At 33.3% G+C, this 25225-nt stretch carries 21 protein-coding genes; 6 read left to right on the top strand and 15 right to left on the bottom strand.

All coding sequences use genetic code 11. The features are described from left to right. Positions 1-6: 6 nt before the first annotated feature. Both ychF and IMX26_RS02215 read right to left on the bottom strand, forming a co-directional pair. Positions 7-1098 carry a redox-regulated ATPase YchF gene (gene ychF, locus IMX26_RS02220; RefSeq protein ID WP_195160080.1) on the bottom strand — a complete coding sequence of 364 codons (1092 nt, stop codon included), beginning with the start codon at positions 1096-1098 and terminating at the stop codon, positions 7-9. 55 nt (positions 1099-1153) lie between these two features. Then, entirely contained in the window at positions 1154-1483 is a 330-nt protein-coding gene (locus tag IMX26_RS02215; RefSeq protein ID WP_195160079.1) for a YlbF family regulator, read from the bottom strand. A 268-nt stretch (positions 1484-1751) separates the two neighbouring features. Between IMX26_RS02215 and IMX26_RS02210 the strand changes: the two genes are divergently transcribed. Then, positions 1752-3413 carry a M14 family metallopeptidase gene (locus tag IMX26_RS02210; RefSeq protein WP_195160078.1) on the top strand — a complete coding sequence of 554 codons (1662 nt, stop codon included), beginning with the start codon at positions 1752-1754 and terminating at the stop codon, positions 3411-3413. Between the two features lie 79 nt (positions 3414-3492). Here IMX26_RS02210 and IMX26_RS02205 read toward each other — a convergent pair whose 3' ends face one another. The 11 genes from IMX26_RS02205 to IMX26_RS02155 form a co-directional block, all read right to left on the bottom strand. Then, positions 3493-4770 carry a pitrilysin family protein gene (locus IMX26_RS02205; protein WP_195160077.1) on the bottom strand — a complete coding sequence of 426 codons (1278 nt, stop codon included), beginning with the start codon at positions 4768-4770 and terminating at the stop codon, positions 3493-3495. Between the two features lies 1 nt (position 4771). After that, positions 4772-6049, bottom strand: a complete 1278-nt coding sequence (locus IMX26_RS02200; RefSeq protein WP_195160076.1) for a pitrilysin family protein — start codon at positions 6047-6049, stop codon at positions 4772-4774. A 102-nt stretch (positions 6050-6151) separates the two neighbouring features. Continuing rightward, a complete protein-coding gene (locus IMX26_RS02195) occupies positions 6152-7339 on the bottom strand; it encodes a glycine C-acetyltransferase (protein WP_195160075.1) in 1188 nt (395 codons plus the stop codon). A 131-nt stretch (positions 7340-7470) separates the two neighbouring features. Continuing rightward, positions 7471-8499, bottom strand: a complete 1029-nt coding sequence (locus IMX26_RS02190) for an aspartate-semialdehyde dehydrogenase (RefSeq protein ID WP_195160074.1) — start codon at positions 8497-8499, stop codon at positions 7471-7473. Between the two features lie 80 nt (positions 8500-8579). After that, the gene (locus IMX26_RS02185; RefSeq protein WP_195160073.1) at positions 8580-9596 is read right to left on the bottom strand and encodes an aldo/keto reductase; all 1017 of its coding nucleotides are present in this window, start codon (positions 9594-9596) and stop codon (positions 8580-8582) included. After that, positions 9596-11209 (bottom strand): DNA polymerase III subunit alpha, encoded by a 1614-nt coding sequence (gene dnaE / locus IMX26_RS18050; RefSeq protein ID WP_195160072.1) that lies wholly within the window; start codon positions 11207-11209, stop codon positions 9596-9598. The genes IMX26_RS02185 and dnaE (IMX26_RS18050) overlap by 1 nt, the downstream gene beginning before the upstream one ends. Further along, a complete protein-coding gene (gene dnaE / locus IMX26_RS18045; RefSeq protein ID WP_195160071.1) occupies positions 11206-13056 on the bottom strand; it encodes a DNA polymerase III subunit alpha in 1851 nt (616 codons plus the stop codon). Before dnaE (IMX26_RS18045) ends, dnaE (IMX26_RS18050) begins: the two co-directional genes overlap by 4 nt. Positions 13057-13258: 202 nt before the next feature. Beyond that, a complete protein-coding gene (locus tag IMX26_RS02170) occupies positions 13259-14197 on the bottom strand; it encodes an ABC transporter permease (protein ID WP_195160070.1) in 939 nt (312 codons plus the stop codon). Beyond that, positions 14190-15311, bottom strand: coding sequence for an ABC transporter permease (locus IMX26_RS02165; protein ID WP_195160069.1), 1122 nt, complete (start codon positions 15309-15311; stop codon positions 14190-14192). The genes IMX26_RS02170 and IMX26_RS02165 overlap by 8 nt, the downstream gene beginning before the upstream one ends. Continuing rightward, positions 15298-16839, bottom strand: coding sequence for an ABC transporter ATP-binding protein (locus IMX26_RS02160; RefSeq protein ID WP_195160068.1), 1542 nt, complete (start codon positions 16837-16839; stop codon positions 15298-15300). The genes IMX26_RS02165 and IMX26_RS02160 overlap by 14 nt, the downstream gene beginning before the upstream one ends. A gap of 120 nt (positions 16840-16959) precedes the next feature. Further along, positions 16960-18006, bottom strand: a complete 1047-nt coding sequence (locus tag IMX26_RS02155; RefSeq protein ID WP_195160067.1) for a BMP family ABC transporter substrate-binding protein — start codon at positions 18004-18006, stop codon at positions 16960-16962. Between the two features lie 165 nt (positions 18007-18171). Between IMX26_RS02155 and IMX26_RS02150 the strand changes: the two genes are divergently transcribed. The 4 genes from IMX26_RS02150 (at position 18172) to IMX26_RS02135 (ending at position 21800) form a co-directional block, all read left to right on the top strand. After that, positions 18172-19356, top strand: coding sequence for a cation:proton antiporter (locus IMX26_RS02150; protein ID WP_207729307.1), 1185 nt, complete (start codon positions 18172-18174; stop codon positions 19354-19356). A 39-nt stretch (positions 19357-19395) separates the two neighbouring features. After that, positions 19396-19746 carry a P-II family nitrogen regulator gene (locus IMX26_RS02145; RefSeq protein WP_195160065.1) on the top strand — a complete coding sequence of 117 codons (351 nt, stop codon included), beginning with the start codon at positions 19396-19398 and terminating at the stop codon, positions 19744-19746. A 134-nt stretch (positions 19747-19880) separates the two neighbouring features. Continuing rightward, positions 19881-20318 (top strand): hypothetical protein, encoded by a 438-nt coding sequence (locus IMX26_RS02140; protein WP_195160064.1) that lies wholly within the window; start codon positions 19881-19883, stop codon positions 20316-20318. Positions 20319-20519: 201 nt separating this feature from the next. Continuing rightward, entirely contained in the window at positions 20520-21800 is a 1281-nt protein-coding gene (locus tag IMX26_RS02135; protein ID WP_195160063.1) for a DUF401 family protein, read from the top strand. On the opposite strand, the gene IMX26_RS02130 is transcribed toward IMX26_RS02135, so the two are convergent. Further along, positions 21748-21969, bottom strand: coding sequence for a small, acid-soluble spore protein, alpha/beta type (locus tag IMX26_RS02130; protein WP_195160062.1), 222 nt, complete (start codon positions 21967-21969; stop codon positions 21748-21750). The two genes, IMX26_RS02135 and IMX26_RS02130, sit on opposite strands and share 53 nt — an antisense overlap. Before the next feature lie 263 nt (positions 21970-22232). Between IMX26_RS02130 and IMX26_RS02125 the strand changes: the two genes are divergently transcribed. Then, the gene (locus IMX26_RS02125; protein WP_195160061.1) at positions 22233-23831 is read left to right on the top strand and encodes a phosphoenolpyruvate carboxykinase (ATP); all 1599 of its coding nucleotides are present in this window, start codon (positions 22233-22235) and stop codon (positions 23829-23831) included. Between the two features lie 205 nt (positions 23832-24036). Here IMX26_RS02125 and IMX26_RS02120 read toward each other — a convergent pair whose 3' ends face one another. After that, on the bottom strand, positions 24037-25194 hold the full coding sequence (locus IMX26_RS02120; protein WP_195160060.1) for an amidohydrolase: 1158 nt from the start codon (positions 25192-25194) through the stop codon (positions 24037-24039). Between the last annotated feature and the right edge of the window lie 31 nt (positions 25195-25225).

Below are 25225 nucleotides of genomic sequence, written 5' to 3'. Positions count from 1 at the left end.
TATCTCCTATACATTAAATCTTACACTAATAATATCTCCATCATTAACAATATAGTTACGACCCTCAAGTCTCCAAAGACCTTTCTCTTTTGCAAAAGCAATGGAGCCGCAATCTACAAAATCTTGATAAGCAACTGTTTCTGCTCTAATAAAGCCTCTCTCTAAATCAGAATGGATTTTACCTGCGGCTTGTGCAGCGTTTAAACCATTTGTTATGGTCCATGCTCTACACTCATCTTTACCTACGGTAAAAAAACTAATTAGGTTTAATAATCCGTAAACAGTTCTTGCTAGGGTAAAAACACCCGACTCTAATATATTTAGGTCTTGCATAAACTCAATTTGATCATCTTTATCTAAAGCAGATATCTCAACCTCAATTTTGGCCGATAAAACAACTAAAGGCATATTGCGTTCTTTTGCAAAACTTTCTAACTCTTTTTTACCAGGATAGCTGTCCTCTAGCAGTTGCTCTTCATCTACATTAACAACCAATATCATGGGTTTGTCTGTTAAAAAAGTGTAGTTTTGCATAAGCTCTACTTCATCTTTATTTAATTCTATTTGATAATAGGGTTTACCTTCTTCAAGCTCAGCAGCAAGTTTTTTTAGTACTAATAATTCGCTCTTTTGCTCATTTGTTATTTTTTTTCCTTTAGAAATCCGTTCAATTCTTTTCTCTACAAACTCCAAGTCAGCAAATAACAATTCCATATCAATTGTTTCTACATCTCTCATTGGGTTTATACTGTTATCTGAATGAGGTATATCTGAATCACTAAAGGCTCTAATTACATGAATTAAAGCATCTGTTTGCCTAATATCTTCAATAAAGCTATTGCCAACTCCAGCACCACTGCTTGATCCCTTTACTAAACCAGCTACATCTACTACTTGTAACTCTGCGTAAACAGTGTTCTTAGGTTCAAAAATTGACGATAAATACTCTAAACGTTTATCTGGAATATGAGCTATTCCTATATTTGTTGATGTTTTTCCAGTAAAAAAAGCTGATGTTTCAGCTTCATTTTTAGTTAATAAATTATATACTGTTGTTTTACCTGTCATAGGTAAGCCAACAATACCGCATGATAACATGTAAATCCTCCTTAAGTGTTTATCTTATAATATTTATTATGATTATGACAATAAGTTACTGTACACTCATAGCCTCAAACAAGATTTTTTGAACGTCTTCTAAAATAACTCCAAATTTATTTTCAGCATCAATAAGTTTTTTCACATCATTATTCATTAAAATAATCTCAAATTGTTTTTGTAATGTTGATTTATCTTCATCGCTTATTTGCTGACCAGCCATTTGCATTTGCTGTAATTGCATTTGTTTTGTACGGAATTCAATGTACATTTTTTCAGCATTTTTATCATTTTGAAGAACAGCCTTTGCTGCTTGAATCTCTTTCCATTCTCCGCTATCCTTTATGGCATCAGCGAGTTCATAAGCTTTATCATATATATTCATTGTAGTACCTCCTAATATTGACTATTCAATTATATCATTTTATAGGTTAAAATATTTATTGTAAATAAAAATTTTATTATGAAACGCTTTATCTATAAAAGTTAAGCTTATATTAGAAATATTTTTAATAGCTTATGTTACTAAATACCTTGTTTTTATAGATTTGATTTTAGTTTAATAGTTTAGAATGTTTATTTCAAAAAGAGGAAAAAGCATTGTTAACCCGAAGTTTAAGTACCGTAATAAATAAAAGTTGGGGAGTGGAATTATGAGTAACACTAAAATAAGTTTTGACCACTACTATAAGTATGATGAGTTAACTAAATATTTACATAGCATATCTGCTGAATACCCTAATTTAATCACCCTAGAGTCTGTAGGCCAGTCTTATGAAGGACGAGAGATTTGGGCATTAGCAATAACTAATAAAGATTCTGGTTGTGCTAACAATAAACCAGCAATTTATATTGATGGTAATATTCACGCTGGTGAAGTTACAGGTTCAATGGTATGTTTAAAGTTAATAGATTATTTAGTAAACAATTTTAATACAAATGAGCAAATAACTTATACTTTAAATAGTAAAACATTTTATGTTTTACCACGTGTTAACCCAGATGGAGCTGAACTATACCTTACTACAGCCACCAAACTACGTAGTAGTACCCGTATTTACCCTGATAATACCTATACAGAGCTACCTGGTTTACACCCACAAGATATTAACAATGATAATAAAATATTGGTAATGAGAGTTCAAGATAACAAACGTGGAGAATGGAAAAAATCTAATAAAGATTCTCGCATTATGTTGCCACGAAGACCTGGTGAACATAATGGCGAGTTCTTTCATCTTTACCCCGAGGGACTAATTAAGGACTATGATAATACTAGTTTTGATATTAATAGATCACCTTACGGTTTGGATTTAAATCGTAATTTTCCATCTAACTTTAAGAGTGAGTTTATACCTGGAGGTCCTTACCCTGCTAGTGAGCCTGAAGTAAAAGCAATAGTCGACTTTATAGTTAATCATAAAAATATCGGATTGTTAAATTGTTTTCATACCTCTGGGGGTTTTGTATTTAGAAATCCTTATACTTATGAAGATAACGAAATGGATGCAGAAGATTTAAAAGCAACTAAAGAAATAGCTAGAGAGTATTTTCATATTGCTGGTTATAAAGATATAAAGTCTAATAACTTCTCTACGTTAACTGAGTGGGCCTATGAGCATTTAGGTATTATTGGTTATACAACCGAACTATGGAACCGTTTAGAGCGAGCTGGCACAACCTCTGAAGAGTATTTTAATGCCAAAACTCCAGAAGAAGTTGAAAACATTTATCTAAAACTCTTAAAGTGGAATGATACTGAATTATGCAGAAAAGGTTTTATTGATTGGAAAAAGTTTAATCATCCTCAATTAGGAGATATAGAAATTGGTGGGTGGGACTTTAAGTATGCTGTGCAAAACCCTCCTATTCATTTATTAGAACAGGAATGTTATAACGGTGCCTTATGGGCCATTAGTCAGTTAGCTAGTATGCCAGATTGTAAAATATCAAATTCTGAGCTAGTTAAAATTGATAAGGACGTCTACAAAATAACTATCTATTGTGAAAACTATGGCTATTTGCCTAGCTATATTACCAATAAAGGTAAAAATATAAAGGCCGTTGAAGAAGATAAACTTTTTATTACAGGAGATAATTTTGAATTAATAAGTGGAGATTATGAAACTAACATTGGCTTTATTGAAGGCTATATGAATGGTCAGAGCAAGGGTTATTTTGCAGTAGGCAAACCCGCAAAAAGCTCTATTAAACATGATTTTATAGTGAAAGCTACTAATAATACTGCTTCAGTAATAATTAAGCTCAAGAGCCAACGTGGAGGCTGTGACAGTGTTGAAATCTTTTTGCCTTAAATAATTAAAGGATATCGCAAATGCGATATCCTTTTGATTTATTAAGTATTAAGTATCAAAGACTTTCTATTTTTTAAAACTAATTGGGCTCAACCACAGAAAAAGCATGATATTTTTTGTTATAACATTGCTGTAATCTTTCATTAATTTCTTCAAGTGTAAGAGCATTTAATGTTTCGTTATACTGATAAAAATCAATGCCTTTTATTAAATAAGATACATATCTATTAGCTATCATACTCAAGTTATCATAACTTATAGTGTGTAAACCAGCAAACATTCTTCTGGCTCTCTCAAATGCATCTCTAGATATTCCTTGCTGTTTAGCTCTATCAAATCCAGCCAATAATTCTTGATGTAATTTTTGTGGATCTGGAGTTGGACCTCCATAAATTTCATAAGAATAAGTTGCTGTTCCTGTATGACCTACTGAAAAATCATCTGTTACTAATCCTTTTTCGTATAAGTCATTAAATAAAGGTGAACTTTTACCTATTACTAAATGATTAACTAGATTAGTTAGCATTTCTCGTTTAAATCTTGCTTTGGGGTCTATTAACGGCTTCTCTTTATAACCAACCGCCATTAATGGCGATGCTATAGGCATTTTAATCTTATCAAAGCTACAATTAACTGCTACTGGTTCCTCAGGGAAAAATCTTTCTATTTTTTTAAGCTGTTTAAAATCTTTTTTGCTTTGGTTATTAGCTACTTCTTTTATGACTTTATTTACATCCACGTCACCAGCTATATATAATACCATATTTGATGGGTTATAGAATGTATGATAACAGGTATATAACATCTCTTTTGTTATTTTATTAATGGATTCTACTGTACCAGCTATATCTATTCTAATAGGGTGATTTTTATACAAGCACTCTAATAAGTTCCTCTGTAATATCCACCCAGATTGATCATCATACATTTTTATTTCTTGCTCTATTATGCCCTGCTCTTTAGCTACATTTTCATCTGTAAAATAAGGGTTTTGAACAAAATCTAGCAGCCTTTCTAATGCTTTGTAAAAGTTTTTTGTACCAGAAAATAGATAAGCAGTCATATTGTAATTAGTATAAGCGTTAACCGAAACTCCCATATTAGAGTAGTCATTAAATACATTACCAGTTGGTTCTTCAAACATTTTGTGTTCTAAAAAATGGGCTATACCATTAGGAACCTTGTGTCTTTTGCCATCTAAACCTATAAAATCATTATCATTAGAGCCATAACGAGTAGCAAATATGGCATACTTACTATGATAATCTTTTTTGGGATGAATGAATACCTCTAAACCATTGGCTAATGTAGTTTTTGTAATATCTTCATTTAGTTTATTTTTAATTATATTTTGCATTTTAATTAGCCTCCTTTGTAGAGGTTAGGAAATAAATGGTGTCAATTGCAGTCTGTCTAGCTACCCTAATTACATCATCTTTGGTAACTCTCGAGATTTGCTTTTCCATTTGCTCTGTACTGTAAGAACAACCCGTTAACAGACCAACTAAATAGTAATCAATATTACCACCGGAATAGTCTTGTAATGCCCATAAACTATTTACTAAAGCTGTTCTAGCCCTATCAAGTTCAGTATCACTTATGCTTCCTTTAACCATATCAGCTAATTGCTCTTTAATAATTTTTTTAGTTTGCTCAAATTTACTTGGTTCAATTCCTGCCTCTATAAATAACATTTGTTTATTACGAACGGTTTGGGAGCTAGCATAATAAGCCAAACTGTGTTTTTCTCTAACGGCAGTAAAAAGTTTACTATGTGAGCCACCTCCCAATATATTATTAAACATTAATAATGCTGGCAGTAATTCATGACAAGGATCAACTTTAGTCCTTAAACTCATCACCAGCTTTCCCTGATTGACATTATCCTCTTCAATAACTAACTTTTCTTGTTTAGGAAGTTTCTCATTTTTTATATATGGTTTAATTTCACTGGTCTTTTTATTCCATATGAGGTTTTTGTCTATTGTTTTTATCATATTTTCTTCATCAATATCGCCAACTACAAAAATTTGAACATTAGAGTTAATAATAATATCTTTATAAAACTTATAAAGGCTTTCACTATTAATACTGTCTAAATCATTTAAAACTCCATACGAAGGTATAGAAAAAGGCTCTCCCTCACATGAAATTTCTATACATCTTTTTAGTGCCCAATCTTCTTTATCGTTATAGACCGATTCAATCTCTTGCTTTAAAATATTTTTTTCTTGGTTTACATATTCATCACAAAAGCTACCATTCTCTAGATAAGGATTTAATAATATCTCTTTAAATAATTTTAAGCCATCTGTATAAATATCTATTTCATTATTTAAGTACTTTTGGCATGGCATATGTAAAGCAAATTCTAACATGTGTTTTTCACCTATTTTACGAGCCCTACCCTTTAGTCTTGATCCATATATTCTTTCAAGCTCTTGTTCTATATCTCTTGTTGTTTTAAAATTTGCTGTACCTCTTTGCAGTACTTTTGCCAAAAGTGCGGTCATCGTTGCCATTTTATCTAGCTCACGTATTATGTATACTTTAATAGTCACAGTTTTAAACTTTTTAATAACAGATGTATTTATCACACAGCCATTATTATAATCTACATTTTTAAATATACTCATTTTTTCACCCTTATAATAATAAAGACTGTTGAGAATGTTTTACCTAAGCAAAACATTCTCTGCAGCCTATTTTGTTTTATTTATTTTTAGCTTGCCCAGAGATTATTTAATTAACCCCATTTTTCGACCAACCAAAGCAAATTTATCAACTGCAAAATCTAAATCTTCTTTTGTGTGAGCAGCTGAAATCATTACTCTAATTCTTGCTTTACCTTTTGCAACTGTTGGGAATCCAATAGAGGTCGCAAAAATGCCCTCTTCAAATAATTCTTTACTCATTTTACTAGCCTCTGACGCCGCACCAATCATTACAGGTGTAATAGGTGTATGACTATGTCCTGTATCAAATCCTAACTCCTGCATTTTCTGCTTAAAGTAATCTCCATTACTCCATAATCTATTAACTAATTCATCACTTTCCATTAAAATTTCAAATGATTTAATTGTTGCAGCTACATCTGGAGGAGTAGTGGCTGAACTAAATAAAAATGGACGACCACGCTGTTTAATATAATCAATCAATTCTTTGCTTCCAGCTACACAACCACCAACTGTTCCAATAGCTTTAGAGAATGTACCAACCTCTACGTCTACTCTACCATGGAGATTAAAGTGATCAACAATACCTCTACCACCTTTGCCTAAAACACCCTCACCATGAGCATCGTCAACCATAACGGCTGCATTATACTTTTCGGCTAACTCTACTATTCCTGGTAAATTAGCTACATCACCATCCATACTAAATACACCATCAGTGATAATTAGTGTTCTACCAGGGCGTTCCTCTTTTAAACATCTCTCTAAATCAGCCATATCACTATGTTTATAGATTTTTTTATTTTTGCAACCAGATAAACGAACACCATCAATAATACTAGCATGGTTTAACTCGTCACTAATAATAGTATCATTTTTGCCAGCTAATAAAGGAATTACTGTTGTATTAGCCTGAAAACCAGACTGCAATGTGATTACTGCCTCTGCATTTTTAAATTTAGCAATTAAGGCCTCTAGTTGTCCATGTAAATCCATAGTACCAGCAATTGAACGTACAGCACCTGGTCCAACACCATAACTATCAATTGCTTCTTTTGCTGCATCTCTAATACGCTCATCATTAGCTAATCCTAAGTAATTATTTGAGCACATATTAAGTACTTTTTTACCTTCTATTTGTAGCCATGCACCCTGTGGGCTTCCCAAGCTACGAATATTACTATTGTATAATCCTTGTTCTTTTAAATCAGCCAATGTGTTCTTAAAATGTTGCTGATACGTATTGTTCATTTTTACGCCTCCAATAAATTTTTATTTTTATCTTAACCACAAAAATAAATCCAAAGAGTTATAAATCTCATGTTGCTAAATTAAGTTCATTAAAGAACTTTAGAAATTTAACAACACATCTATTATAACAATTATTCTTGTTCAATCAATAGCTTAGCTATTTGTAATGCATTTGTTGCAGCACCTTTGCGTAATTGATTACCAACTACCCAAATGTTTAAACCACCCAAAACTGTTTTATCTTCTCTTATTCTTCCTACAAAGACCTCATCTCTATCGTAGTAATCGAGTGGCATGGGATAAATTTGATTAGCTGGATCATCACAAACCTCAACACCCTCAGCTTCATTCAGTACTCTTATAACCTCATCTCTAGTAACGTTTCTCTCAAACTGAATATTAACAGATTCTGAGTGACACCAAAAAACAGGTACTCTTACACAGGTTCCAGTTATACCAATACTATTATCACCTAAGATTTTATGGCTCTCTTTAACCATTTTCCATTCTTCTTTTGTATAATAATCTTCAGCAAATACATCAACCTGTGGTAGTACATTAAATGCCATTTGATAGTGTTTTTCAGCACTAGCTGTTGGTAAAATCTCTGCCTCAGGAATTGATCCCTCAACATATCCCCTTACCTGTTGCTCTAGTTCAGAAACAGCAGGGTTTCCTGCTCCAGAAACAGCCTGATATGTTGAATATATTATTCTCTTTATAGGGCTTATGTTAAGTAAAGGTTTAACAGCTAATAACATTATTATTGTTGAGCAATTTGGATTAGCAATAATTCCTTTATGATTTTTAACAGCTTCAGGATTAACCTCTGGTACTACAAGTGGCACATTTGGATCTAGCCTAAAGTAAGAGCTATTATCAATAACAACTGCCCCAGCTTCTACTGCATGTTTAGCATATTTTTTACTAATAGAACCTCCAGCACAGAAGAATGCAATATCTATACCATGAAAACTGTCCTCTGTGGTTTCTTCTACTATTAAGTTATCACCACAAAATTCAATTCTTCTGCCAGCTGATCTTGAAGATGCCAATAAGGTTAAGTCACCAATTGGGAAATCCTCTTTAGTAAACAATCTAAGAAGTGTTCTACCAACTGCTCCAGTCGCACCTACAATGGCAATATTATACTTTTTCAAATTTACCAACCTTTCAGATCTTATGATCTTCGATTATATTGTTTCTTAAAATATTTTATGTCAGGATTTAATCACTGCTACTATGATTTACTACTGCTAAAATGACTTGCTACTTCTTTTAACATGTCTCTAATTGGTAGTTGATAAGGACATTTGGTTTCACATAAACCACAATCAATACAATCAGCTGCAGTAACATCTAAGCTTCTGTACCTTTCAGTTGCCCATTCCTGTAAGTTATACCTAGAATAATAACCGTCTAGAATAAACATTGCAGGTATTTTTATACCCTGAGGACATGGTAAACAATACTCACATCTTCTACAGAATTTATCTCCTAATTGTTTAGCTACCTCTTGCAATTTAGTTTTTTCTGTTTTGGTCAAAGGTTTATAGCTATTACCTACAGAGGAGTTTTCGATTATTTCCTCAATTTTTTGCATGCCAGGTATTACTGTTGTTACATTATATTCAAGTATATACCTCAATGCCAAATCACCAGAGTCTAAAGAGCCCCCAGCCATTGGTTTCATTATTATTGTAGCTATATTCTTTTTATATGCAAGCTCTAATACTTCTAAGAAGTGGTCTTCAACTGCGTTAAAAGGAACCTGCAATGTTGCAAACTTACCTGATTCTACCGCCTTTCTGGCCAAATCTACTTTATGGCTAGTAAAACCAATGTATTTAATTAAGCCTTGTTGCTGTGCTTTAAGAGCCGCTTCATATGCACCATTATCACCCATAACTTGCTCGTAAGCTTGCTCAGAGCTAACATTATGAAATTGATATAAATCAATACAATTGACTCTTAAATTCTCTAAACTCTGTTTTAACTCTTCAGTATACCCCTTTGCATCTCTTGCCATAGACTTAGAGGCAATAATGAAGTCCCCCTTTACCTGCTCTAAGGCATAGCCAATTTTTGCTTCACTACTGGCGTAACCCCTAGCAGTATCTATAAAGTTTATACCATTATCTTTTGCAACCTGAAGAAGTTTAACTGCCTCTTCTTTACTAACCCTTTGAATTGGTATTCCACCAAATCCAACAACGCTAACCTCTAGCCCAGTACTACCTAATTTCCTATATTTCATTATATACCCTCTCCTATACTTTTATATCCAGTATACACCTCACTAACACCATGCAATGATTGTAATCTTGTTATTAGCTCATCTTTTATTTCTATATGCAAATGATTTCCAGCTAAAATAGTTTTTTCATTAACATGTATATACAAAGGTATGTAACCTGAGTATTCTTTAACTATATAGGTTATTTCTCTTAAATCTGTATCCTTTAACTCTTCATTTAACACTATGTGTAATGATTCAATATCTGAGGCAATTGAAGCACATTTATCTAATACTACCCCTGCTTTATCGTTACGAACATTTACAGATCCAGTTATTAATAAAATTTTACCTTCAGATAACTGTGATCGATACTGTTCATACGTTTTGGGAAATACAGTTACATCCACAGTTCCAGAAAGATCTTCTAATACTAAAAAACACATTAAATCACCTTTTTTGGTAGTAATTGTTCGTGATGATTTAATCATACCACCAAGCCTTACGCTCTGTTTATCTAGGTCATTGGTTAGCTCAATACAATCATGTGACACCGAATCCTTAAATGCCTTTTTATATTCGCCTAATGGATGTCCAGATAAATAAAGCCCAGTAAGCTCTTTTTCCATTTCTAACAATCTTCGAGAAGGAAACTCATCTATATCTGGTATGTTTATTACAATCTCACTGTTTTCATCCTCATGAAAATCAAACAATGAAAACTGTCCATTTTGTTTTTTTTCTGTTTCTTTTGAGGACTTACTTAAACACTCCTCAACTACAGCTATTAATTGTGATCTGCGCAATCCTAAAGACTTCATCGCCCCAGCCTGTATTAAGGATTCTATAGTCCGTTTATTAACTTTACCTAAATCTACTCTAAAGCAAAAGTCATAAAGTGAAACAAACGGGCCATCTTTTTTTCTAGCTTCAACTATAGAGTTAATTGCTCCTATCCCTACATTTTTAATAGCCAACAAACCAAAAGTTATTTTATTATCTCTTACTGTAAAGTTATGAGTTGAGTAATTAATATCTGGTGGTACAGTTTCAATATTCATTCTCTCTGCTTCATGTAAATAATAGGCTACCTTAGCTGTATCATTCATTACGTTGGTAATTTCAGCTGCCATAAAGTGAAGTGGATAATTGGCTTTTAAATATGCTGTTTGATATGCTAAATATCCATAAGCACTACTATGAGATTTATTAAAGCCATACTCACCAAAACTAGCCATCTGATCCCATAAAATAGCTAATTTTTTTTCACTATACGAAACCTTTTTTCCACCCTCAATAAACTGCTCTCTATACGACATAACTTGTTTCATTTTTTTCTTTGATAATGCTTTACGTAAATAGTTTGCTTCCATTGGTGTAAATCCAGCAATGTCTTGTACTATTTTCATGACCTGTTCTTGATATACTATAACACCATATGTTTCACCTAAGTGTTTTTCTAAGGAGTCAAATAGGTAGTTTATTTTATCTATATTTGAGTTATTAATGTAATCAGGAATAGACTTAATCGGACCAGGTCTATAAAGGGCATTAATAGCTATGATATCTTCAAGCCTTGAGGGTTTGAGTTGAGTAAGAATATTTCTCATTCCCTCACTATGACTTACGGTCATCTAGAGGTATCTCCTTCACCTAACATTTCATATGACTTACGGTCATCTAGAGGTATAGCATCTATATCTAAATCTTCACCTGTATCCATTTTTATATTTTCTAAGGTATCCGAAATTATTGTTAAGGTTCTTAGACCTAAAAAGTCCATTTTTAATAAACCCAAAGATTCTACTGGATTCTTAGATAATTGAGTAGATACAATACCATTCTTAACTAACACAGGAGCATAATTTGTTACTGTTTCGGGTGCAATTACTACTGCCGCGGCATGTACAGACGAATGCCTTGCTAAACCCTCAATTTTTCTTGCTAAATCATATATTTTTCTTACCTGTGGATCCGATTTATACAACGCCATTAAGTCAGGACTTTCTTCAAGGGCTTTTTGTAAGGTAATTTTAGGGTTTTCAGGTATTAGTTCTGCTATTTTATCACCCATTACTAGGTTCATTTTATCTTCTTTGGGTAACAAATATCTGGCCACATCTTTAACAGATCCTTTGGCCCCAAAAGTACCAAAGGTAGCTATTTGTGCAACCCTATCAGCACCGTATTTTTCTTTTACATATTCTATTACTTCATCTCTACGATTATCTAAAAAATCCACATCAATATCAGGTGGATCTGGTCGATTAAAATCTAAAAATCTTTCAAATAGGGTGTTATATTTTAAGGGATCTATTTCCATTATTCCTAAAGCAAAGGCAATAATGGAGCCCGCTACAGAACCTCTACCAGGGCCTACTCTAATTCCATTATTTCTAGACCAATTAATAAAATCCCATACAATTAAAAAATATCCTGAAAATCCTTTTTTCTCAATAACAGCAAACTCAGTCTCAACTCGGTCTAAAACCTCTTGGGTTATTTCTGGATATCGCTGTTTTAATCCTTCATTTACAAGCTGCCTTAAGTAAGTCTGTTCATTATAACCCTCTGGACAAGGAAACTTAGGTAAATGATAATTTCCAAACTCAATTTCAACATTACAACGTTCTGCAATTTTTTCAGTAATATCAAGGGCCTCTAAATGATTTGGAAAGAGCTTTGCCATATCATCATAGTCTTTAAACCAAAATTCATCAGAAGGAAACTTCATTCTACCAGAAGGGTTCTCATCTCTAGAAGGCTCAAATATACTTCGTTTAGTTTGAATACATAGAAGTAAGTCATGAAATAAGGAATCTTCTTTTTCTATATAATGGGTATCATTAGTAGCAACTAAAGGAATTCCAGTCTCTACACTTAGCTTATATAAACCCTCATTCACGTCTTTTTGAGCAGCAATACCATGATCCTGAATTTCTAAAAAATAATTGTTTTTTCCAAATACATTTTGATACCAAAGTGCTACTTTTTTGGCTTCATCGTATTTTTTGCTCATTAAGGCTCTTGGTATTTCTCCCCCTAAACAGGCACTTAACACTATAATTCCTTCTGAGTATTTTTCTAAAATTTCATGATCTACTCTAGGTTTATAATAAAACCCTTCTGTATAACCAAGCGAACACAGTTTCATAATATTTTTATAACCTGTATTGTTTTCTGCTAACAATACTAAGTGAGCAGGTCCACCATAGGTTTCACTATTGTCATTTTTTTTTCTTGATTTTTTTATAAATCTAGAGCCTGGCGCTACGTATACTTCACACCCTATTATGGGTTTTATATCTGCTGCTTTACATGCCTTATAAAAATCTACATAACCATGCATATTTCCATGGTCAGTAATTGCAATCGCTGGCATGCCAAGCTGTTTAGCTTTTTTAACTAAATCATTTATTCTACAAGCTCCATCGAGCAAACTATATTCTGTATGAAGATGTAAATGTACAAATTTGCTCATTAATAGTCCTCCGTATTACTTATGTTTTTATTCTATGATTCATTATAAATCATTTTCAGTTGCAAATAAATGATTAATAACTGTTTAATTAAAGTTAACACATACTATAACATGTTTAAATTTAAACTTTTTACTAAAAATAATAGGAGAACACAAGGTTCTCCTTATAATCTATTATTGAGCAATTGAATATTTTTATTGCCTATTTTCCTTCTTTTTCGTATGGCTTACCACTTGCTGCTGGATCAACTGTTTTACCAACAAATCCTGCTAAAGCTAGTATAGTTAAAAAATAAGGCAATGAAGCTAAGATTTTAGGTGACACTGAGGTAATTCCGGTGGCCTGTGCAACCAACTGTAATGAGGTTGTAAAGCCAAATAATAAACATGCTAACATAGTTCTAAAAGGCATCCAATTACCAAATATCATGGCGGCTAAAGCAATAAAGCCTCTACCTGCTATCATACCTTCTAAAAATGATGTACCTTCACCAATTGTAAATATCGCTCCAGCCAAACCACCTAATACTCCACTCATAATAACACCGAAATATCTCATTTTATATACATTAACACCTAAAGTATCTGCCGCACGTGGGTGTTCACCTACAGCTCTTAGCCTTAAACCTAATGAAGTTTTATAGAGTATAAACCACGTTACAGGTACCATTATAAAAGCAATATAGGTTATAGGAGAGTGACCTCCAATCATAGGCCCTATAAATGGTATTTTGCGCAGGCCAACAAACCACCTAGGTAATTGCCATGCTAAATCAATTGAAGGAGATTGTCCACCATGTCCATAAAATATATTCAATAAAAAAGCTGTTAATCCAGCTGCTAATATGTTAATGGCTACACCACTTACAGCCTGATTTGCTTTATATTTTATTGAAACCAAGGCATGTAAAGCCGCAATAACTGCACCAGATAAAATAGCAGCCAAAACCCCTAATAATGGATTATGAGTTGCATAGGTTACTACTAGTGCGAAAAAAGCACCCATAGTCATAATTCCTTCTAAAGCAATATTAATTACTCCAGATCGCTCCGAGAATATAGCACCTAAAGCTGTTAACAGTAAAGGAGCTGTCATTCTTAAGGTGATGTAAAAAAGTGAAATCCAAGCAGCTTTATTCATTGTTTGCAACTCCCTTCACTTTTTTATCTCGTCTTTCATAAATCCATTTAACCATTTTATCAGCTGCCACAAAGAATATAATTGCAGCCTGAACAATAGCTATTACCTCTTTTGAAATGCCATAGGTTTGCATAAGTGGTGCTCCTCGCTTTAAAATTGCCATTAAAAAAGCAGCCAATACAACACCTAAAGGATGATTTTGCCCTATTAAGGCAACAGCAATTCCATCTATACCAAAACCAATATTCATACTAAGTGAGGTTGCACGAGCTTGTGTGCCTAATAAATGAGTTACCCCCGCCAAACCAGATAAAACACCACTAATTAACATGGCTATTACAAAATTCTTTGAGACACTAATACCAGCATAACGGGCGGCCTCTTGAGATTTTCCTACAGCTCGCACCTCAAAACCAGTTTTTGTTTTCCATAATATTATATAAACAACCACAGCAGCTATGATAGCTATTAAAATACCCCAGTTAGCCCTAGACGGTGCAAATAGAGATATTTTAGGTAGCTTAATTGCCGGATTAATGGCCCTTGATCCTTGAGCATACTCATCCTTAAACCAATTAGTGCTTCCTACAAAATAGTTATATAGGTGAAATGCAATATAGTTAAACATTATTGATGTGATAACTACATGCAGTCCACGTTTTGCTCTCAGCCACCCTACCAAAGCACCCCATAGCCCTCCAGCTATTGCACCTGCTAAAATTGCTAAAAACATTTGTAAAATAACGGGGATATTATTAAATGTAAAACCAACATAAGCAGCTGCAAATAAGCCAACTAACATTTGACCTTCCGCTCCTATGTTAAACAAACCACATCTAAAAGCAAAAGCCACTGATAACCCTGTTAAGATAAGCGGTACAACATAAACTAAGGCCTCACCAAAGCCATACAAGCTTCCAAATGTACTGTTAAATAAAGCCCCATAACCTCTTATAGGTAGTAGTAGTACTTGTGATAAACTTAAACCATCTTGAATACCAACAAATATCATTATTGCAGCACCCACTAGTAAACCAAGCACTATTGCTGCTATTGGTAGCCTAAGAGCTAGCCAAGAATCTTGCAAAAATTCCTTTACTTTAGTTTTCTTCATTTGATACTACCACCTTACTAGAAACTTTTCCTCCTGCCATCAAAACCCCAACTTTTTGCTCGTTAGCTTCTTCAGCAGTTAACTCACCTACAATATTACCTTCATACATTACTAAAATTCTATCGCTTAGTGATAATACTTCATCTAATTCTAGTGATATTAGTAATACTGCATCTCCAGCATCTCTTTGTTCTACTAATCTTCTATGAACAAATTCTATTGCACCAACATCTAAGCCACGGGTAGGCTGTGCAGCAATAATAACATGTGGATTTCTTTCAATTTCACGAGCAATTATAACCTTTTGCTGATTACCTCCAGATAATTTTTTAGCTTCTACACTAATACTTGGAGTTCTTATATCGTACTCTTTAATTAATCGTTCAGCGTATTCATTGATTTCATTATAATTGAGTATTTCACCTCGCGAAAAAGGTTTTTGATAAAAGTTTTGTAAAACCATATTCTCAGCTAAATTAAAGTCTAACACTAAGCCATGTTTATGGCGATCTTCGGGAATATGGGCTAACCCCTGCTCGTAACGTTTACGAATGGTCATTTTTGATATTTCATTACCCTTCAATTTAATACTACCACTCTCAACTTTAGAAAGCCCTGTAAGTGCTTCTATAAGCTCAGTTTGACCATTACCATCAACACCAGCTATGCCAACTATCTCTCCAGCTCTAACCGTAAAGCTAACTCCCTTCACGGCTGGTAAGTTACGACTATCTTTAACATTTAAATCTTTTATTTCAAGATAATTTTCACCGATTTTTGACTCATTTTTTTCTACTTTTAAGATAACTTTTCTGCCAACCATCATTTCAGCCAAAACATCTATAGTTGCATCAGCAGTATTTAAGGTTCCGATAACTTGTCCTCTTCTAATTACAGTTACTTTGTCACAAGCCTCTTTTATCTCTTTGAGCTTATGGGTAATAAATACAATTGATTTTCCTTGTTTAGTAAGAGAGCGCATTATCTTAATTAAATCTTGAATCTCATTTGGAGTTAAGACTGCTGTTGGTTCATCAAGAATAAGTACATCTGCACCTCTATACAAAGCCTTGAGTATTTCTACTCTCTGTTGCATACCTACAGAAATTTCTTCTACTTTAGCATCAGGCTTAACCTCTAAGCCATATTTTTTGCTTATTTTTAAAATCTCCGCACGTGCTTTTTTAAAATCAAGAACTCCATTGTTAGCAATTTCAGCTCCAAGCATAATATTTTCTATAACTGTAAAGGGTTTTACTAACATAAAATGTTGATGAACCATACCAATACCATGGTTAATTGCTGTTTTGGGATCTTTAATACGCACTATTTTTCCATCAACTAAAATTTCTCCTTCTTCTGGCTCATATAAGCCATACAAAACGTTCATTAATGTTGATTTTCCAGCACCATTCTCACCCAATAAAGCATGTATTTCACCAGCTTTTATTTTTAGATTTACATCTTTATTAGCTATTACGCCAGGGAAACGCTTTGTAATATTTCGCATTTCAATTGCTAAAGCCATATTTCCACCTCACACTAATTCAACTTAACATAATTATAATTATAACAGCAAATAACGTAAAAACCAGACTTTCGTCCGGTTTTTACGTTATTTTATAAAGAATTTTATATTAACAAATGATTATTCAGACCAATTAGTAAATTCTTCTTCGCTTTTTGGAACTGTAATTTCTTTATTAATTATCTTTTGTTTGTACTCTTCAACTTTTGCTAAAATAGCTTCACGATTTTCTTCTGGAATTGTATCTTTGCTTGTTGGAGCAATATCAACGCCACCGTCAGCAAGATTTAGTTCAACTGTTTCTCCGCCTTTAAACTCACCATCTTTAACAAAAGACTCAGTTACCTTAGCCATAGCTGTACCTACGTTTTTCATCATAGATGTTAGCATGTTATCAGGAGCTTCTGCATATTGGTCACGGTCCACACCAATTGTCCAATATCCTTCAGGACCAGTACCACGCTCTTTAGCAGCCTCGAATACACCAACACCACATCCACCAGAGGCATGGTAAATAACGTCTACACCTTGTTCAAACATTGTATCTGCTAAAGCTTTACCTTTATCTGGTTCGCCAAAAGTCTCTGTATAAGAAGAGGTTATTTCAGCATCTGGGTTAGCTACTTTTACACCAGCTCTAAAACCATACTCAAACTTCTTAATTAAGGCACTGGTTTCTCCACCAACAAAACCAATTTTATTAGACTTTGTTGTCATACCAGCTACTAAACCTACTAGGAAAGAACCCTCATGTTCAGCAAATGTTACTTGAACTAAGTTTGGATGATCTAACCAATGCACATCAACAATACCAAATTTTTGGTCTGGCAAAGCCTCTGCTACTTCACTCATTTGGTCAGCTAGTTTAAAACCAACTGCCCATGTTAATGTACTACCTTTATCTACTGCTAAACGAAGATTAGTAGTATAATCTGTTTCTGAATTAGATAGTATGTAGTCAAACTCATAGTTTGTATACTTATCCTTTAATGTTGATAAACCTTCCCATGCACTTTGGTTAAAAGACTTATCATTGATTCCGCCGGTATCAGTTACCATATATACCTTTCCATCAAGTTCGCCTGGTTTTGGACCAGCCTCTTGATTACAACCTGCCATTACAGCAACAAGCATAATCATGGTAATGATTGCTATAGCCTTTTTCATACGATTTCCTCCTTGTTATATCCTGTTACTGTTAGTATTTTCGTCAATGAATTTAAAATTCCTTCAACATAGATGTAAGTTATAAAAAAATATTGGAATATTATAAAAAAAGCTTGATTTTTTAGTTCAGTATGTTAACATGCATTTTGGCTGTTATAACTTTACATGAGAGAAGGATTTATTATGTTATATATTGGGATACTGATAGTATCTGGAATGATTGGAGGAAAACTAGCGAGATTGTTAAAGGCTCCTTCTGTCACGGGGTATCTATTAAGCGGCATAATAGTTGGTCCAGCAGTATTAAATGTAGTAACAACCGATACATTGAATAGTATGGGTTGGTTCAGTAATTTGGCTTTAGCTTTAATTGCATTTGATATTGGTGCTGTATTTAACTTAAAAAATATAAAAAAGCTAGGGAAAAAGGTATTTATAATAAGTATATTTGAAGCTGGTGTAGCATTTATTTTTGTTTTTATTGCCACATTTTACTTATTCAAAATGTCTTTTGCTTTTAGTTTAATGATAGCAGCTATATCTTGTGCAACTGCTCCTGCTGCTACTATAATGGTAATAAATCAATATAGAGCTGATGGACCGTTAGTAAAAACTTTGCTGACTGTGGTTGCTTTAGATGATGCTATTTGTATTATACTTTTTGGAATTTCGTTTTCACTTTCTAAAACTGCAATTAGTGGAGAGTCATTGTCATTACTTAATATGATTTCTACACCACTATATGAAATATCTGTATCATTACTTTTAGGCTGTGTTGCTGGTATTATTTTCTGTTTAAGCCATAAACACTTTAAGAGTGATGATGAAACATTAATTGCTTTGCTTGGCACTGTTATTGTGGCTGCTGGGGTTGCTATGAAATTTAGCTTATCACCATTATTAACCTGTATGATGGTTGGGGCTATGGTAGCCAATCTATTGGGTGACCGAAAGAGAATTTTTCACTTGGGAGAAAGATTTTGTCCTCCTATTTTCTTAATTTTCTTTACAATAGCAGGTGCAACCTTGCACTTAAACGAATTAGCACATGTAGGTCTGTTAGGTGTTGCCTATGTTGTGGCAAGATCACTTGGAAAAATCATTGGTTCTGCTATAGGTGCTAAGCTTACTTCATCACCACGTGTTGTAAGTAGTTATCTTGGCTTAGGGTTATTACCTCAAGCAGGTGTTGCTATTGGACTTAGCTCTATAGTTAACAGTTCTTTACCCAGTATTGGTCCTAAATTAATGACAATTATTTTAGGTGGCGTAGTATTTTTTGAAATCATTGGTCCTTTTAGTGCTAAGTTCGCATTACACAATGCAGGTGAAATGGGTAAACGTGAGTAAAAAAATCCTTATTATAGAATAGAATAGGAGGATTCACCTATGAAACTATTAGTATTGATTCTAAATAAAACAACTTATCTAGAAGACATTTTGCACAAGTTTCATGATATTGGAGTTAAAGGTGCAACTGTTTTAGACAGCACAGGTGTTGGTAGAACTATTGCAGAACACAATGTTTCTAACTTTGCTATTATGCATTCTTTGCGTAAGGTTATTGATGGTGGTAGACCATATAATAAAACTATTATATCTGTTGTTAGTGACGATTTAGTAGAGCCTGCTTTTAAGGGCGTTGCTGAGGTTATTGGAGACCTCTCTCAACCTGGTGTTGGAATAATGTTTGCTGTGCCAATTGATAATGTTATGGGATTGCCTAAAGCATATTATTAAAATAAAAAACGGTTAATGCAAACTGCATTAACCGTTTTTTGCTTTACTTTTGGTATATTTAATAAATAAAACTTATGTTTTAAGCATAAGTATAATACAAAATAAAAATCACTTTTTGTTTTGGAGGTTTTTTAATGCCAATTACAATAAATACTCAATCTTTTGTTTACAAAGAGCAATACAATTTTGCTCGAACATATGTTTATGATGGGCTTAAGCCAAACCTAAAGGGCGATATTAAAGTGGATTTTAACGAAATAAAAACTCAAATAAAAACACCTACAAGAGTAAACAATGTAGTTCAAATAAGGCTTTTACTTGGACCATATACAAAACCTGCTACTTTAAATACTAGCTCAACTATTAAATGGAGAAAAAAAGATACAAGTTTTCCTGCAATTTATAGAAAATTCACATTAACTCAAAAAATTAAGCTCCCCGACAACATTCCTAAAATAAAAAAAATTATATCAACTGATAATCAACTAAATATTCAATCTGTTAAGATTTATTCAGGTAGAATAACTGTAAATTTTTTATTAAATACATGTTTGGTATACCAACCCAAATAAACAATAATAAATGTAGCTAAAAATATATATATTATGTGTATTTATAACTGCATTAACTAATTATAACTAGTATTTTACTGTCAGTTTATATTAATAAACATGTTAGGCTTAAATTTATTTCGCTAAACTAAATTTAGGACTAGCAAATTACTTAAGTACAGTATACAATATATTGAGACATAGAAATGAGGTGTTGTTAATATGACTCAAATCATTGGTATACTGCTTGCCTTTAGTTTAATCATTATTCTAGTAAATAAAAAAGTATCTTTAGGATATGCTTTAATTGTTGGCAGTATAATTGTGGGAATTTTTTCGGGTCTTGGATTTTTGGGTATTAGTAAAACCTTTTTTAGTGCCATAATTGACCCTGTAACTATTAGGTTAGTGGTTGTACTAGCACTGATAGGTGTTTTGGGATCTACAATGCAAAAACTTAATGTGTTAAATAGGTTAGTTTCAAGTCTTAATAAACTTCTAAAAAGTCCTAAATTAACTATATCTGTTATACCTTCAATAATGGGGACTCTCTTAGTTACAGGAGGAGCTGTAATGGCTGCACCTTTAGTAGATGAAATTGGAGAAGATTTAAATCTTTCAAAGTCTAAGAAAGCTGCTATAAATCTCATTTTTAGACATGGCTGGTATTTTATTTATCCTTTAATGCCTACCTTTATATTAATGGCAGAAACAGCTTCCATTAATAAATTTGATATTATTAAACTACAATGGCCATTAACTTTAGCAATGATTGTCTCGGGCTATTTATTATGGATACATCCTGCTAAAATTAAAGACAATATTAAAGATAAGTTAACAAAAGAAAAAGCTAGTAAAGCAGATATAAGGCAATTAATCATTTCTAGTTCTCCGCTTTGGGTTAGTTTATCTTTGGCTTTAATTCTAGAGCAAGTAAACTTTGTCACTCTAGGACTATCAGCTGGAGCAGCTAAATTATTGACACAAATGGCTTTTCCTATTGCTTTATGTCTTGGAATCCTTATAGCCTTAGTAATAGGAGATAAAACAGAAAAAAGTATTACCCAAACAATACTTAAAGGAATATCTCCTTCAATCATTCTAAGTGGTATAGGAATAATGATTTTTAAAGCAATGGTGGGCAAACTTACTGTACTAAATGATCTAGTTATACATTTTTTAGATACCGGAATTCCATTGTTTGTTATTTTTATTACATTGCCTTGGCTTACAGGATTTTTAAGTGCCTCAGCTACCTCGGCAATAGGTATTACTCTACCACTTCTTTTGCCTGCATTGGCTTTGAGCCCTAATCCTATTCCGTTAGTTATGTTAATGTACTGTTCTGCATTTATAGGTTATTTAATCTCTCCATTGCATTTATGTCAAGTATTAACTTTAGAATATTTTAAGGTTAAAATATCCGAACTTTATAAGGAATATATTATTGTTATTCCTCTAACGTTTGTTGTTTCTCTAGTAGTTTATTTTCTAGTGAGATAGAACAGCCATCACTTAATCGGCGGGCTAAAATTCCGCCGATTTTACCTGTTTCTTGAGCACTGAGTCCACCCCATCCATGCCTCACCAATTTATCTAAAAGGCCTAATTCGGCCGCTATTTCATATTTTAATAAATCTCGCTTTACTACATTAAACTTATTGTTTTCCATTAATATCACCTCTTATTATTATTAACACTGATTGCTTATATTATAAGATAAATTATGATCGACAGCCTATTTTTATATATGCAATCCATCATTTTACACCATTTGTATTATTATAGTATATATGTAGCATTTAAATGCTATTAGCGTATACTATTTATTATATTAGTGTACTCTATTTCGTTGTATCTCATGTTGTATTATGTTAAAATACAAACTGAAAGTTTTGAAAATTTAATTTAACTTATTTCGGAGGAATTCTGAGTATGATAAACACATCAGTGCGCAATGCTGATTCTGCTGGTAAATTTAATCGAACGCCTATACCTTCACGTAGGTTATATGTTAATCCGAGTCGTGAAACCTTAAGAGATTGGGCTAAAAGTGATGAACAACTTACAAGGCATAATAGCCCAGTATATGTAACCCAAATAAGATCGAGAAGTGCCAAGAATACCTACATTGTATCGGATAAAACTACTACAGGGGTCTTTCAGCAGGCATGGACAAAACAAGACAGCTTAAAGCTTATTAATCAAGTGCATACCTATTTAGCTAAAAGAGATGTTATTCAAATAGACCGAGTTTTAGGAAATTCTGATCGTAAAATGACCATGCGTATGTACATTACCAAAAAATATGCTCGTATAGCTATGATGTTAGTAAATATGTATTACCCCCCTACCCCTAATCAGGAAAAACTTCAAGATTCAGAGATAGATTTAATAACGGTTTTTGCTCCTGAATTAAACACCCAAAACAGACAAATATTTGCTGATGTAGACTCTAAAATTACCTATATAACAGGTACAGATTATTTTGGAGAAGCCAAAAAATCCTTTTTAAGACAAGCAATGTTTTGTGCAAAAGAATGGGGTGGCTTAGGACTTCATGCTGGTTCAAAAGTACTTAAAGTTAAAAACGATCAGGGTGAAATTGAACAGCATGGCTTTATTATGTTTGGTTTATCTGGAACAGGTAAAACAACATTAACTTTATCAGACCATGGCTTAACTGGCGAAGAAGAATCTATCATTAGACAAGATGACGTAATACTAATGATGCCTAATGGATATTGTTATGGAACAGAAGCAGGTTTCTTTATAAAAACCGATGGTTTAGATGAAAATCAAAAGATCTTATTTGAAGCAGCAAAATCACCAGATGCATCCTTTGAAAATATAGTTGTAAACGAAGAAACCGGTGAAGTTGATTTTGACGACGACTCATTAACTAGTAATGGGCGTGGTGTACTAATGAGAAAAGACATTCCGGGTATTAAAGATAAAATAGACATTGAAAAGGCTAATAAAATAATATTTATTACTCGTAGAAATGATGTAATGCCAGCTTTAGCTAAATTAAACGCTGAACAAGCAGCTGCCTTTTTTATGTTAGGTGAATCCGTAGAGACTGGTGCTGGTGATCCCACAAAACGTGGCCAAAGTAAACGCTGTGTAGGCACCAATCCATTTATAGTTGGTTTAGAATCAGATGAAGGTAACAGAGTACTAGAAATTTTAAGAAATAATCCTGATATAGAGTGTTATTTATTAAATACAGGAAGAGTTGGTACCTCTTATATTTATGGAACTGAAGGCAAAAAAATAAATGTAGCTGTTTCAACTGGTTTAATGAAGGAAATAGCCTGTGGTACCATAAAATGGGAAAAAGACCCTTATTGGGGGTATGAAGTTGCTGTGTCCGCTAAAAATGTTGATTTAGCAGGTTATAATCCTAAAAAATACTTTACAGATGAACAATACCATATCTTAAACGATCGTTTAATGCAAGAAAGATGTGCTTGGTTGCGCCAGTTTCCGGGCTTAAAGAGTGAAATTCTACATGCTGTTTGCAGTATGTAAGTAGAGATTTCGTTCCCTGGAGGCTTCTATAATTACATCGATATATGCGTCATACGCTAAAAAACACCCAAAATACATGCCACTTGTATTTTGGGTGTTTTATGCTGTTCCTTAATCTCAACTTAATTCTGGTGAGCCACGAATATTGTTCTTTTCAGGTTATTTAATAAATAGACGCCCAAAGGACGTCTATTAGATAGATTTATTATTTTTGGTATATTATGTTTCCATCAATCATGGTTACTTCAACAGCTGTAAAGTTACAGAATGGATGTCCGTCCCATACAACGATATCGGCATCTTTGCCTTCTTCTAGGCTACCAACTTTATCGTTAATACCCAAGAATTCTGCTGGGTTTATTGTTACTGATTTAAATGCATCTTCTTCTGTTAATCCAGCTCTCATTGCTAAACCAACATGAACAGGTAACCAGCGTGTTCCACCAGCTACGTCTGCATTTAAACAAACATTTACACCAGCTTCAACTAATACAGCAGGAGTAGTCATACGTACATCCCATAACTCTTGTTTGCTAGGACCCATTAATAATGGACCTACAATAGCTGTAACATTTTTGTCAGCTAAAACATCAGTTATTCTATATCCTTCAGTGCAATGCTCAATAGAGTATTTTAATCCAAACTCTTCAGAAACTCTAATTGCTGTAATAATATCATCGGCTCTATGGGCATGAATTCTTGCTCGATACTCACCACTTAGTACTTTACCTATCATCTCTAATTGAAGGTCTCTATCTGGAGCTGGCTTACCATCTTTTTTAGCTTGCTCAATTTTATTTAAATAGTTTTGGGCTTTAACTAAAGCTTTACGTAAAACAGCAGCATTACCCATACGTGTCATAGGAGATTTTTTATTTGTACCATAACAACGTTTTGGGTTTTCTCCTAATGCCATTTTCATACCTTCTGTACCTGGGTAAATCATTTCTTCTACAGTAGTACCCCTTAATTTAATTGCAACACCAGTACCACCAATAATATTAGCTGAGCCAGGACCGGTATACACTGATGTAACACCATGCTCTCGAACTAATTTAATAGCAGGGTCTTGAGGATTTATTGAATCCATTCCTCTTACTTCAGCTGTAATAGGATTAGTAATTTCGTTAAAATCCATTACCATAGGTACGTTTGGTTCACCCCACAAACCAATATGACTGTGAGCATCAATTAAACCAGGTGTAACCCATTTGTTAGTTGCATCTATAACTTTGGCATCACTTGGAACTTCAATATTTGAACCTACTGCTACGATTTTTCCATTTTCCACTAAAACAGTGCCGTTTTCAATAACGCCATTAGTTACTGTATAAACTTTACCGCCAGTAATTGCATATTTCATTTCATTCTCCTCCTCAACATTAATCTATAGA

Source organism: Clostridium sp. 'deep sea', from assembly GCF_014931565.1.
Lineage (GTDB): Bacteria > Bacillota > UBA994 > PWPR01 > PWPR01.
The sequence above is the reverse complement of the archived record's forward strand: the minus strand, read 5'-3'. Positions and strand labels throughout refer to the sequence as shown.